Source organism: Amycolatopsis sp. NPDC049688, assembly GCF_040674975.1.
Classification (GTDB): Bacteria; Actinomycetota; Actinomycetes; order Mycobacteriales; family Pseudonocardiaceae; genus Amycolatopsis.
On the sequence record NZ_JBFANY010000008.1, the window covers coordinates 277,316 to 289,936 of the forward strand.

Genomic DNA, 12,621 nt, shown 5'->3' on the forward strand with positions numbered 1-12,621 from the left:
ATCTCAAGCCGTGCTTCACCCGGACGGGTCGGGCTGGCATGGTTGTCCGCATGGATGATCTCCTGCTGCGCCGCGTCCGGCCGGGTCTCGGTGGCGACCTCGCGGACGTCCGGGTGACCGACGGCCGGGTCACCGCGATCACCGAACCGGGGTCCACCGGGTTCGCGGCGCGGGTCGTCGACGGGCACGGTGGGACGCTGCTGCCGGGGCTGGTCGACGCACACGTCCACCTCCTGCAGTGGGCGACGTTCCGGCGGCGGATTCCCCTGGACGCGGCGCGCTCGGCGGGCGAGGCCATCGAACTGCTGCTCGCGCACCTGCTGGCGACACCCGCGCCGCAGACGGAACTCGTCGTGGGCGCCGGCTTCCGCGACGGGCTGTGGCCGGACAAGCCGCACAAGGATCTCCTGCAGCGCGCGCTGCCCGGCCGCGCGGTCGCGTTGTTCAGCGCGGACCTGCACACGCTGTGGCTGAGCCCCGCGGCGCTGAAACTCATCGGCCGCGACCACCCGACGGGCGTCCTCCTGGAGGGCGACTGCATGAGCGCGACGGCCCAGCTCCCGACGGCGGCGATCGACGTCCAGGACCGCTGGGTGGCGGAGGCGGTGGCCGCGGCGGCCGCGCGGGGCGTGACGCAGATCGTCGACTACGAATACGCGGACACGGTGGCGGACTGGACCCGCCGGGGTGCGCCCGCCGCGCGGATCTCGTGCGTGATCGCCAGGCACCTGCTGGACCGGACCATCGAACGCGGCCACCGCACGGGCGACGTCCTCCCGGACTCCCGCGGGCTGCTGACGGTGGGGCCGTTCAAGCTCTTCGTGGACGGTTCCCTCAACACCCGCACGGCCTACTGCCACGACCCCTACCCCGGCAGCGACTCGCCGGGGCAGCTCGAACTCCCGCCCGCCGAGCTGATCCCGTTGATGCAGCGGGCGTTCGACCACGGCCTGCTCCCGGCGGTGCACGCGATCGGCGACCGCGCGAACACGATCGCGCTGGACGCGTTCGAGCAGGTCGGCTGCCCGGGCCGGATCGAGCACGCCCAGCTGCTGGCCCCGGGCGACGTTCCGCGGTTCGCCGCGCTGGGCATCATCGCGGCCGTCCAGCCGTCGCACCAGCCCGACGACCGCGACGTCGCGGACCGGCACTGGCACGGCCGCACGGAGCGCGCCTTCCCGTACCGCGCGTTGCTGGAGTCGGGAGCCCGGCTGGAGTTCGGTTCGGACGCCCCGGTGGCGCCCTTGGACCCGTGGGACGGCATCGCCTCGGCGATCGCCCGCACGGACGACGACCGCCCGCCGTGGCACCCGGAGCAGGCGATCCCGTTCGCCGAGGCGCTGGCCGCGTCCTCGGGCGGGCGCCGCGGGGTGGCGGTGGGCGACGTCGCGGACCTGATCGTGACGGCGACGGACCCGTCGCTGCTGTCCCCGGCCGACCTGCGCGCCCTCCCGGTGACCGCGACGATCCTCGACGGGCGCGTCACGCACCAGGTGTGACCCCGTCGACGAAGGTGTGCCACGGCGAGATCCTGTCGACGTGCACGACGGCGTCGAAGGCCACGAGCGGGTTCACCAGCTGCTTGTAGGGCCCGTTCCGGGTGCCGTCGATCCCGGCGAAGGCGCGGGCGACGTCGCCGTCGTCCGGGACGCGGCGCAGATCCAGGAGAGCGAGCGGTTCCCCGGCGCCGGCGAGCAGGACGTCGAGGCTGCCCGGCTCGGTGAAGGGAGCGACGTCCTCGTAGAACACCTCGGTGTGGCCGGGTGGCCCGTCGGGCAGCGGGCGGTGACCGAACACGCGGCCGCCGTCGTAGGTGGTCGCGATGACCACCATCCGGTCGCCGAGTGAGCGCTCCAGGTGCTGGCCGAGCATCACCTGCTCCTCGTTGATGATCGGGGGCACGCGGTACGGCCAGCGCTGCAGGTGCCCGTTGGCGGCTCCGACGACGAGGCGTTCCTCCCGGCCGAGGATCCATTCGACGTTGTCGGCCATCGCCGCGTCGCGGACGTTGGCGCCCCGGTAGGTCCGCCCCGGCGCGGCGGCCATGGCGGCCAGGAACGCGTCGGCGTACCGCGCGGTGACCGCGCACTGCAACGCGATGTCGGCGCCGGTTGCGTCCACAGTGGAGTAAGGGACGCGCAGGGCGCGGAGGCGTTCGGTCAGCTCGCCGATCCGGGCGGTCAGCTCGTGGCGGTGCGCGGTGCCGAGCGCGAGGTAGGCGTGGATCGCGGGCGCGGCCCAGGCGAGCCCGGTCCGGTCGGCGGGGAGGTAGCCGAACAGCGGCACCAGGTTTTCGCGGGCCGCGGCGGCGTAGGCCGGGTCGGCTTCGTCCAGGAACGCCAACGCGGCGGTGACCCCGGGCAGGGCGGACGCGCTGGAGTCCGGCAGGTCCATGCCGTAGAAGCGGACCTTGCGGTCGTGGGTGCGGTTGTGCTCGCGCATCCACTCCAGGTGGTCGCGCATTTCCGCGCACTTGCCCATGTGATAGGTGATCCCGGTGCGCAGCAGCCGGTCCAGGTCGCCGTCGCCGCCGAGCACCCAGTCGTGGACCGCCCAGCCTTCCGGGAAGCCGGACTCCATCGCGAACCCGGTGAACCCCATCTCCTCGACCAGGAACCGGGTCACCAGGTGGCGCAGCCGGTAGAACTCGTGCACCCGGTGCGTGCTCTCGCCGATCGCGACGACACGGGCGTCGCCGACGATGTCGCGCAACGGCTCCAGCTCGTCGTGGCCGGCGTCGTCCGGCTCGAGCGTCCGCAGCCGGACGAGGTTCTCCCGGAGCCACCCGGTGATGTCGATGTCCATTCACCCGTCCTTTTCCTCTTCGCCCGCGGCGCGGGCCTTGCGCAGGTAGTCGAGGACTTCGGCGGCACCGCCCGGCCCGGACCAGCCGAGACGCTCGTCGAGCTCCCGGCCCAGCCCGGCGCGGTTGTCCTCCCACAGCGCCGTGGTCGCCGCTTCGAACGGGCGGTCGCCGGGGTGGAACGCGGCCGCCGTCGCCCGCCACCGGGCGACCAGTTCCCGCACCGCCGGATCGTCGACCGGGGTCCCGTCGAGCACGTGCTGCCGGAGCCGGGTGAAGAGCTCGAGCCACTCGGTCTTCAGGGTCTCGACGGCCCCGCTGCCCAGTTGCGCGGCCCGTTCGGTGATCGTCGCGAGCTGAGCGGCGGACAGGTACCGGCCGGCGTCGACGGACATCGGCTCCAGGGCGGCGAGGAACTGCTCCGGCGCCGGCATGGTTTCCCCGGCCAGCCGGGCGAGCAGGCCCCGCAGCCGCTGGGCCGATTCCGCGATGCGGGCGGCCCTGGCCTCCAGATCGGCGAGCTGCGCGGTCAGCAGGCCCCGCAGCGAACCGGGATCGTCGCCCGCGTTCCGCAGCACGACGGCCACCTCGTCCAGCGAAAGCCCCATCCCGCACAGCGTCCGGACCCGGTAGAGCCGGCGGATGTCCGCCTCGAGGTACCGCCGGTGCCCGGCCGCCGTGCGTTCGCCCGGGGACACCAGGCCGATCCGGTCGTAGTGGTGCAACGTGCGCACCGTGACGCCGCTGGCCCGGGCCAGCTCGCCGATGCTCCACCTGCGCTCGCTCACGCCTCGACGGTAGAACCTGACGCGGCGTCAGGTTCAAGGCTTTCCGGGGGCTTGATTTGTCCACCGGACAACGGAAAAGATCCCACCGTGCATGTGACAACGTTGTCAGGAGGACACGGATGAGAACGCGTACGCGCGTCCTGGCCACCCTGCTCGCCGGAGCCACGACGCTGGCTCTCGCCACCCCCGCCGAAGCGGGACCCCGATTCGCCGACGACCCCACCACGCTCGTCGACACCTCGATCGGCAACAACGGCGACGGCACCACCTTCCCCGGCGCCACCACGCCCTTCGGGATGGTCCAGCTCAGCCCGGACACCCAGCTCAAGAAGTACGCGTCCTACGACTACGCGCAGGACACCACGCTCGGCTTCAGCCACACCCACCTCTCCGGTGTCGGCTGCCAGACCATGGGCAACTTCCGGTTCATGCCGACCACCGGCGCCGTCACCAGCAGCGATCCCGCGAAGTACGGCGCCAAGTTCAGCCACGCCGACGAAACCCGCGAGCCCGGGTACTACGGCGTCAAGCTCGCCAACGGCATCGACGCCGAGCTGACCGCCACCCAGCGCACCGGCCAGCACCGGTACACCTTCCCCGGCGCCGCGACCAGCGAAAACGTCCTCATCGAGGTCGGCGAGAGCAACGGCTACACCTACGCCGGCGACGTCCACGTCGTCGGGGACGACACCGTCGAGGGCTGGCTGCAGGGCGGCAACTTCTGCTGGGAGACGCAGAAGGAGCGGTACAAGGTCTTCTTCAGCGCCAAGTTCGACCGGAAGTTCGCGAGCTTCGGCACCTGGACCGACGGCAAGCTGACGCCGAACCGGCGCGATGCCGAGCTCGGCAGCCAGCGCACCGGCGCGTGGCTCACCTTCGACCCGGCGAAGAACCAGGTCGGCGCCTCGGTCGGCCTGTCGTACACCTCCATCGACGGCGCCCGCCTGAACCGCACGGCCGAGCAGCCCAGGTCGTTCGACAAGGCGCGGAAGGCCGCGCACGACACCTGGCGCGACGAGCTGAACCGGATGCGCGTGGCGGGCGGGACGACGGCCGACCAGCGCACCTACTACAGCGCGCTGTACCGGTCGCTGCTGCACCCGTCCGTCGGGTCCGATGTGGACGGTTCGTACCGCGGCTTCGACGACGCCGTCCACCGCAGCCGCGACACGTACTACCAGATGTTCTCGCTCTGGGACACCTACCGTTCGCAGAACCAGCTGGTGGCGCTGCTGCACCCGGACAAGGCCGCGGACATGACGAAGTCCGTCCTCAAGATCCACCAGGACGGCGGCTGGGTCCCGCGCTGGGCACTGGCGGGCGGCGAGACGAACGTGATGAGCGGCGACCCGGTCACGCCGTGGGTGGTCGACAACTACCGCCGTGGCCTGCTCGACGACCGGACCGCGCGCCAGCTGTTCGACGCGTTGTGGCGCAACGCCAACGAGGTGCCGGCGGACCAGTCGATCTTCCGCGGCCGCGACGGCAACCCGACGTACGTGAAGAACGGCTGGATCGGCTACCAGGACCTGCCCGGCTACACCTACGGCGACACGCGCCAGGCCGGGTCGGCGACCCTCGAGTACGCCCTCGCCGACTGCGCACTGTCCACAATGGCCGCCGGCCTGGGCTACGGCGACAAGGCGGCGACGCTGCGGGCGCGCTGCGGCAACTTCTCGCACCTGTGGGACACGAGCGTGGAATCCCATGGCTTCACCGGCTTCCCGCGGACGAAGGCGGCGGACGGCACCGGCGTCGGCGACCCCGACCCGGCGAAGTCGACCGGCTTCCACGAGGGCACGCCGTGGCAGTACCAGTGGCTCGCCCAGCAGGACACCGCGAAGCTGTTCGCCCTGATGGGCGGCCCGGCGCAGGCGGAGAAGCGGCTCGACACGTTCTTCGACATGCCGCTGCTGCTCACCGACCCGGCGAAGGCGGCGAAGGACTCCTGGGTCCACGGCGCGTACGACTACCACAACAACTTCGCCTTCAACCCGAACAACGAGCCCGACCTGCACGCGCCCTGGATGTACAGCTGGACGGGCGCGCCGTGGAAGACGTCGGCGGTCCTGCGCGCGGCGCGGACGTTGTTCACCGACACGCCGTACGGCATGCCGGGCAACGACGACCTCGGCACCATCTCGTCGTGGCTCGTCTTCGGCATGACGGGCGTCTTCGAGGCCCAGCCGGGCTCCGGGACGTACCTGCTGAGCACGCCGATGTTCGAGAAGGTCGAGATCCGCCCGGCCGGCGGCCGCCGGATCGAGATCGAGGCGCCGGGCGCGAGCGCGGCGAAGCTGCAGTACACGAAGGCCGTCCAGGTCGGCCACCGTGGTCACGACCGCAGCTGGATCTCCCACGAGGACCTGCTCCGCGCAGGCAAGATCCGCTTCTCGCTGAGCGACACGCCCACGACGTGGGGCACGAAGACGGCCCCGCCCGCGGTGTAGGCCGGCGGCGGGGTACCGGACAAGGCGGCACGAAAAGGTGCCTCCCCGTGCGGTGCCCCGCCGTTTCTGCTGAGCTGGGGGCATGCCCGACCAGAAAACGACCGCCACCGAGCGGTTCTTCCGGATCGCGATCGCGATCAAGGGCCTCGACGGCGCCCTGCAGGTCGCCGGAGCCCTGATCCTCGCGTTCGTCCCGGCGGCGGCGGTCAGCGGCTTCACCCACGCGGTGATCACCCGCGACCTCCTCGGCGACCCGTCGGGCACCCTGGCCCGCCACCTGGAGTCGGCGACGGAGAACTTCCTCCACGGCGACACCAAGACGTTCGCGGTGGCGTACCTGCTGGCCCACGGCCTGATCAAGCTGGGCCTGGTGTGGGCCCTGGCCCGCAAGATCGTCCGCGCCTACCCGGTCGCGGCGGTGATCCTGGCGGCGTTCGTGGTGTACGAGATCTTCCGCGCGGTGCACACGCATTCGATCGCGCTGCCGTTCTTCGCCGCGCTGGACGTGGTGATCATCGTGCTGGTGCTGCGGGAGTACCGGCAGCTCAAGCGCGCGGGCCGGGAGGCACCCGGATCCTGACCTGCCACCGGTCTCCCGAGCCGCCTACGGCTCACGCGGCGACGGGAAACCGGACCGTCGTGCTGTCGACCTCCAGGGGTTCGACGTAGAGGGCGGTCGCGTTGTCCGAGCCACCGCGGGCCAGCGCGGCTTCCACCAGTTCCGCCGCGCCCGTGCCCGGCCGGGCCAGCACCGCGCGGATGCCGCTGCCGGTGAGGGGCTTGTGGACGCCGTCGCTGGTCAGCAGCAGGCCCGCGCTCGTGGTCTCCGCCGTGCCGATCTCGTTCTCGCCTGCGGTGCGGACGCTGGTCGTCACCACGTGCTCCATCCGGGGGGTCACCGGCTGGTGGCGGGCGCGGAAGTACTCGGCGAGCGTGTGGTCGGTGGTCAGGCGGCTCAGCGTGGTGCCGTCCCACGCGTACGCGCGGGCGTCACCCACCCAGGCGATGCGGTATCCACCGTTGCCGTCCGGCATCGCGACGACGAGCACGGCGTCCCCCGACGTCTGCTCCCGGACCGCCCGCTGCGCGGCGAGCACGGCCTCGACCGGTCCTTTGTGGACCGAGGTCCGGGCGGCGGCCGCGGCGGCGACCCGGGCGGCGCGCGCGGCGGCCGGATCGTCCCCGACCCCGTCGGCGAGCGCGAAGGCGATCCCGGGAGCACCGGCTGCGGCGTATGCGCCGACGGCGTCCGCGTTGAGCGAGCGCGGCCCTTGCGCGCTCGCGGTGTGCCAGCGTGGGTAATCCGGACGTGTGGTGCTCATCGCGGCCTCCTCATCCCCCCGACCTCCATGATCCGCGCCCAACCTAAGCGCCGTCTGAGACTTTCCGGTGCCGGCGGCAGCCGGTCCGCGTACCGTGGGAACGGGGTGGGGCATGGAGTTCCGGATTCTCGGGCCGTTGGCGGTGTTGCGCGCCGACGGCCGCCCGGCCGCGCTCGGCGGCCGGAAGCCGCGCACGCTGCTGGCCGCGCTGCTGCTGGCCCGCGGCCGCGTGGTGCCCGACGAGCGGCTGGTTTCGCTGCTGTGGGAGGGCGTACGGCCGTCGACCGTCGACGCGCAGGTCTGCACCTACGCGTCCCGGCTGCGGAAGGCCCTCGGGCGGCCGGCGCGGCTCGTCCGGGTGGGCGGCGGCTACCAGCTGACGCCGGGCGGGACCGTCGACGCCGAAGAGTTCGAACGGCTGGCCGCGGTGGGCCACGACGAGCTGCGCGCGGGCCGGCCGGTCCGCGCGGCGGAGCTGTTCCGCGCCGCACTGGAGCTGTGGCGCGGCCCGGTGCTCGCCGACGTCGCCGAACCGCTCCGGGCGGGCGAGGCGGCGCGGTTCGACGAGCTGCGCCTGGCGGTGCTGGAGGGTCGGTTCGAAGCCGAGATCGCCTCCGGTGACCCCGTGCGCGTGGTGCCCGACGCGACCGCGTTCGTCCTCGAACACCCGCTGCGTGAACGCGCGCGGGCCCTGCTCATGGCGGCGCTCGGGGCGAGCGGCAGGCCGGCGGACGCGGTGGAGGTGTACCACCACGGCCGCCGCCTGCTCGACGAGCGGCTCGGGATGGCGCCGGGCCCCGCGCTGCAGGCGGCGTACCGGCGGGTCCTGGACGTTCAGCCCGGGTAGGGCGAGGACTGGAAGTCCCGGTCGAGCTCGGCCGGGGTCCGCCGCAGCCAGTAGCGGGCCTCGTGCTGGACCTGCTCCCGCGGCAGCGGCGGGTTGACGTGGCGGTGGTCGGGTTTCGCGATGGACTGCAGCCCCCAGGCGAAGCCGGTCATGGGCCCGATCCGCGCCCACCGGTGCCGGTCGATGCCGAGCAGCATCTGCGCGCGCTGGATGGCGTACCAGAAGTGGTAGCTGCTCGGCGGGTTCCCGTTCATGGTGTGCACTTCCGATTCGACGTCGGCGCGACGCGGGTCGAAGAGCACGCCCTGCCCGAAGGATGCGAAGGCGCTGACGAGCCCCGTTTCGTCCCAGCGGTAGAAGCGGTCGAAGTTGTCGAGCTGCAGGGTCGACAGCGTGCGGAACGGCTGTTCCATCGGCTTGACCAGCTCGGCGTAGTTCCGCGGGTAGCCGGGTTCCCGGCTCAGTTCCCGCCATTTCTGGTAGAGGCCCTCCGGCGCGTTCTCCTTGAGGAACGAGCCGAGGGCGGTGTAGGCGTCCGTGACTTCCTGCGACGGGTGGTACAGCGCGATTTCGTCGAGCTGGTACCAGAGTTCGTTGGCGCGCCGGTCCCCGAGCATCCCGGGCACGGGCGGCAGCCCGGAATCGGCGAACGCGGTCCCGGTCCCCGCGGCGGCGAGCGCCACCCCGGCCGCGGCGGCGGCCCCGGCTTTGAGCAGATTACGGCGATCCATGGTGTACCCCCTGTCACGGCGGCCCCCTGCCGCCGTTCGCCGCCAAGGTACGGAAGAGTCCTATATTTTCTCTGTACGATCGTGCCGTGGACGACTACCGCGCCCTGCAGAATCTGATCTTTTCCTACGCGGCGCTGGTCGACGCGGGGGACTTCGCCGGGGTGGGCGCGTTGTTCGCGGCCGGGGCGTTCGCGGGCAGCGGAGGCGTGCTCCGGGGCGCGGCGGAGGTCGAGCGGATGCTGCGCGAGTCGGTGATCGTGTACGAAGACGGGACACCGAGGACGAAGCACGTCACGACGAACATCGCGCTCGAGGTGTCCGGTTTCGTGGCGTCGGGCCGCGCGTACTTCACCGTGCTGCAGGCGGTCCCCGGCTTTCCGCTGCAGACGATCGCGGCGGGCCGGTACGAAGACCGGTTCACCCGGGAAGACGGCCGCTGGCACTTCACCGAACGCCGGGCGACGGTCGACCTCGTCGGCGACGTCAGCCACCACCTGCGTGCGAAGGGGCCGTGAGCGGCTCACGGCCCCTTCGCCCTTCCTCAGCTCTGCAGGTCGTACACCGTCTGGCCGTCGACCGTCGTCGCGGTGAAGTTCGCCGTCACCCACTCCGTGATCTCCGACGAGCCGCCGCCCGGGCCGCCGCCGCGGCCGCCCTCGATGTAGTACTTCACCTCGCCCGCCGCCACGTACGCCTTGAACTCGGCCAGGGTGGGCGCCGGATCCGAGCCGCTCCAGCCGCCGATGCCGATGACCGCCCTGCCGCTCGCCAGCTCCAGCGACGCCGCGCTCTGCGAACCCGTCGTCGCCGCCGCCCATTTCGTCGTCGTCTTCGCCAGCAGCGCGCCGATCGCGCTGGAGGACGAGTCAGGGCCGCCGCCGAAGCCGCCCATCGCGCTCGACGTCGGGCCCGAGGTCGGGATCGATCCGCTGTGGGCCACCGAAGCCGTCTCGACGCCGTACGCCGCGGACGACACACCGATGGTCAGGGCCACGGCCGCCGCGAGCACCGCGACCAGGCGGCGCGAAGCGGGCGCGCCCATGATGAGCACCGTCCCGACGAGCACCCCGAGCACCGCGACGATCCACCGCAGCGCCGGGAACCACTCCGGCGTCCGGTCCAGCAGGATGAACGACCACACCGCCGTCGCCACGACCATCCCGGCCAGCGCGGCCCGCGGCGCCAGGTGGGCCCGGCCCCGCCACAAAGCGTGGCCCGAAATCGCGACCAGCGCGGTGATCGCCGGGGCCAGCGCGACCGCGTAGTACGGGTGCACCGTGCCGCTCATGAAGCTGAACACCGCGGCCGTGACGACCAGCCAGCCGCCCCACAGCACCAGCGCCGCCCGGGTCCGGTCCGTCCGCGGTGCGCGGCGGGTGAACCACAGCCCGGCGGCCAGGCCGATCAGCGCGGCCGGCAGCAGCCACGAAATCTCCGTGCCGAAGCTGGCGCCGAACATCCGGAACAGGCCGGTCGACCCGCCGAACCCGGTGTTGCCGCCCATGCCGCCGCCACCCATGCCGCCGCCGTTGCCCTCGCCGCCGAAGATGCGGCCCAAGCCGTTGTAGCCCAACGCCAGTTCGAGCAGGCTGTCCCCTTCGGACCCGCCGATGTAGGGCCGCGAAGCCGCCGGCCACAGGTCCACCAGCGCGATGAACCAGCCCGCCGAGACGACCAGCGCCACGACCGCGCCGCCGAGGTGCAGCAGCCGTTTGCCCAGCGACGCCGGCGCCGCGATCAGGTACGCCAGGCCGAACGCCGGCAGCACCAGGAACGCCTGCAGCATCTTCGTCAGGAAGCCGAACCCGAGTGCGACGCCGGCCAGCGCCAGCCACTTCGGGCTCGCCTTTTCCGTGGCCCGCACGACGAAGTAGGCGCCGGCGACCAGCAGCAGGACGAGCAGCGCGTCCGGGTTGTTGAAGCGGAACATCAGCGCCGCGACCGGCGTCACCGCCAGCATCGCCCCGGCCAGCAAGCCCGCGGCCGGGCCGGACGTCCGTTTCACCGCCAGGTACAGGATCCCGACGGACGCGACGCCCATCAACGCTTGCGGCGCCAGCACGGTGAAGCTCGAGAAGCCGAAGATCCGGGCGAACGCCGTGCCGACCCACAGGGCCGCGGGCGGCTTGTCGACGGTCAGCACGTTGCCGGAGTCCAGCGACCCGAACAGCCACGCCTTCCAGCTCTGCGTCCCGGACTGGACGGCGGCGGCGTAGAACGAGTTGCCGTAGCCGGACGCGGTGAGGTTCCAGAAGTACAGCACCGCGGTCGCGGCCAGCAGCCCGAACACCGCCGGGCGGGCCCAGCGCGGTGGTGCGTGCGCGGCGGACTCCTTGCGGTGCCGGGGTTCGGACACCGGAGCGGGCAGGACGGCGGTCATCAGTACTCCTTCGGGGTGGTGGCCTGGCGGCGCGGGTGGAACACCCAGCCGCGCAGGAGCAGGAAGCGGAGCACCGTCGCGGCGAGGTTCGCCAGCACCAGGACGGTGAGCTCCAGGACGAGGCCCGGGGTGGTGGACCCGTTGAGCAGGGCCAGCGCCCCGCTCGTGAGCGCGAGCCCGAGGCCGAACACGATCAGTCCCTCGAACTGGTGGCGCCCGGCGCCGGCGCGGCCGCGGATGCCGAACGTGAGCCGCCGGTTCAGCGCGGTGTTCCCGACCGCCGTCACCAGCAGCGCGGCGAAGTTCGCCGGCTGCGCGCCGACGGCCGTCCGCAGCAGCAGGAACAGCACGAGGTAGGCGAGCGTGCTGCTGACGCCGATCGCGGCGAACCGCACGAGCTGCGTGACCAGCCGCGGCGGCACGCCCGGCGCGTCGACGCCGATCGGCTGCCTGCCGAGCTGCTCGCGCAGCCGGCTGACCGGGATCTCGCCGGTGAAGGTGGCCTTGGTGACGCGGACGATGCCCTTGAGGTCCTCGGTGGCCGTGCGGACGATGTTGACCGACGAGTCCGGGTCGTCGACCCAGTCGACCGGCACCTCATGGATCCGCAGCCCGGCCCGCTGGGCCAGGACGAGCAGCTCGGTGTCGAAGAACCACCCGGTGTCCACGACGTGCGGCAGCAGCTCACGCGCGACGTCGGCGCGGATGGCCTTGAACCCGCACTGCGCGTCGCTGAACTTCGCGGCCAGCGTCGAGCGGAGGATCAGGTTGTAGCAGCGGGAGATGAACTCGCGCTTCGGGCCGCGCACGACTCGCGCCCCCCGGGCGAGCCTGCTGCCGATGGCGAGGTCGGAGTGCCCGGACAGCAGCGGCGCGACGAGCGGCCCGAGCGCGGCGAGATCGGTGGAGAGGTCGACGTCCATGTAGGCGAGCACAGCGGCGTCGGAGGCCCGCCAGACGGCGTTGAGCGCGCGGCCGCGGCCCTTCTCGTCGAGGTGGTGCACGGCCACCTCGGGGAACTCCCGGGCGAGCCGTTCGGCCACCGGCAGCGTCGCGTCGGTGCTCGCGTTGTCGGCGACGGTGATCCGGAACGGGTAGGCGACGTGCTCGGCCAGGTGGGCGTGCAGCCGTCGGATGCACGGTTCGAGGTCGGTCTCTTCGTTGTGGACCGGGATGACGACGTCGAGAACGGGCTGCGGACCGGCCAGATCGACCGGCACGGTCCCGGGGCGCGAGGCGGGGGCGGTGGCTGTCATGCCCCCACGGTCGCGGCCGCCGCTTTGGTGATCGTGTGTTCTCT

General features: G+C 72.4%; 11 protein-coding genes. 5 read left to right on the top strand and 6 right to left on the bottom strand.

The window, feature by feature from the left end:
• Nucleotides 1–50 precede the first annotated feature (50 nt).
• Nucleotides 51–1,499, top strand: coding sequence for an amidohydrolase family protein (locus AB0J55_RS26085; protein WP_364253520.1), 1,449 nt, complete (start codon nucleotides 51–53; stop codon nucleotides 1,497–1,499).
• Here AB0J55_RS26085 and AB0J55_RS26090 read toward each other — a convergent pair.
• A complete protein-coding gene (locus AB0J55_RS26090) occupies nucleotides 1,483–2,805 on the bottom strand; it encodes an erythromycin esterase family protein (RefSeq protein ID WP_364253523.1) in 1,323 nt (440 codons plus the stop codon). The two genes, AB0J55_RS26085 and AB0J55_RS26090, sit on opposite strands and share 17 nt — an antisense overlap.
• Entirely contained in the window at nucleotides 2,806–3,591 is a 786-nt protein-coding gene (locus AB0J55_RS26095) for a MerR family transcriptional regulator (protein WP_364253526.1), read from the bottom strand.
• A 119-nt stretch (nucleotides 3,592–3,710) separates the two neighbouring features.
• Between AB0J55_RS26095 and AB0J55_RS26100 the strand changes: the two genes are divergently transcribed.
• On the top strand, nucleotides 3,711–6,041 hold the full coding sequence (locus AB0J55_RS26100; protein WP_364253528.1) for a GH92 family glycosyl hydrolase: 2,331 nt from the start codon (nucleotides 3,711–3,713) through the stop codon (nucleotides 6,039–6,041).
• Between the two features lie 82 nt (nucleotides 6,042–6,123).
• Nucleotides 6,124–6,621, top strand: a complete 498-nt coding sequence (locus tag AB0J55_RS26105) for a DUF2127 domain-containing protein (protein ID WP_364253531.1) — start codon at nucleotides 6,124–6,126, stop codon at nucleotides 6,619–6,621.
• A gap of 31 nt (nucleotides 6,622–6,652) precedes the next feature.
• Here the strand turns inward: AB0J55_RS26105 and AB0J55_RS26110 are convergent, their stop codons facing one another.
• A complete protein-coding gene (locus tag AB0J55_RS26110) occupies nucleotides 6,653–7,363 on the bottom strand; it encodes a serine/threonine protein phosphatase (RefSeq protein WP_364253534.1) in 711 nt (236 codons plus the stop codon).
• 112 nt (nucleotides 7,364–7,475) lie between these two features.
• Here AB0J55_RS26110 and AB0J55_RS26115 point away from each other — a divergent pair, with 112 nt between their 5' ends.
• The gene (locus tag AB0J55_RS26115; RefSeq protein WP_364253537.1) at nucleotides 7,476–8,210 is read left to right on the top strand and encodes an AfsR/SARP family transcriptional regulator; all 735 of its coding nucleotides are present in this window, start codon (nucleotides 7,476–7,478) and stop codon (nucleotides 8,208–8,210) included.
• Here AB0J55_RS26115 and AB0J55_RS26120 read toward each other — a convergent pair.
• Nucleotides 8,198–8,941 carry a twin-arginine translocation signal domain-containing protein gene (locus tag AB0J55_RS26120; protein ID WP_364253540.1) on the bottom strand — a complete coding sequence of 248 codons (744 nt, stop codon included), beginning with the start codon at nucleotides 8,939–8,941 and terminating at the stop codon, nucleotides 8,198–8,200. The genes AB0J55_RS26115 and AB0J55_RS26120 overlap by 13 nt on opposite strands.
• A gap of 86 nt (nucleotides 8,942–9,027) precedes the next feature.
• Here AB0J55_RS26120 and AB0J55_RS26125 point away from each other — a divergent pair, with 86 nt between their 5' ends.
• Complete coding sequence (locus AB0J55_RS26125) at nucleotides 9,028–9,456, top strand: nuclear transport factor 2 family protein (RefSeq protein WP_364253543.1); 429 nt, start codon at nucleotides 9,028–9,030, stop codon at nucleotides 9,454–9,456.
• Between the two features lie 26 nt (nucleotides 9,457–9,482).
• On the opposite strand, the gene AB0J55_RS26130 is transcribed toward AB0J55_RS26125, so the two are convergent.
• Nucleotides 9,483–11,321 carry a glycosyltransferase family 39 protein gene (locus tag AB0J55_RS26130; RefSeq protein ID WP_364253545.1) on the bottom strand — a complete coding sequence of 613 codons (1,839 nt, stop codon included), beginning with the start codon at nucleotides 11,319–11,321 and terminating at the stop codon, nucleotides 9,483–9,485.
• Nucleotides 11,321–12,577: a bifunctional glycosyltransferase family 2/GtrA family protein gene (locus AB0J55_RS26135; protein ID WP_364253547.1), complete on the bottom strand. Its 1,257-nt coding sequence runs from the start codon at nucleotides 12,575–12,577 to the stop codon at nucleotides 11,321–11,323. The genes AB0J55_RS26130 and AB0J55_RS26135 overlap by 1 nt, the downstream gene beginning before the upstream one ends.
• Nucleotides 12,578–12,621 lie beyond the last annotated feature (44 nt).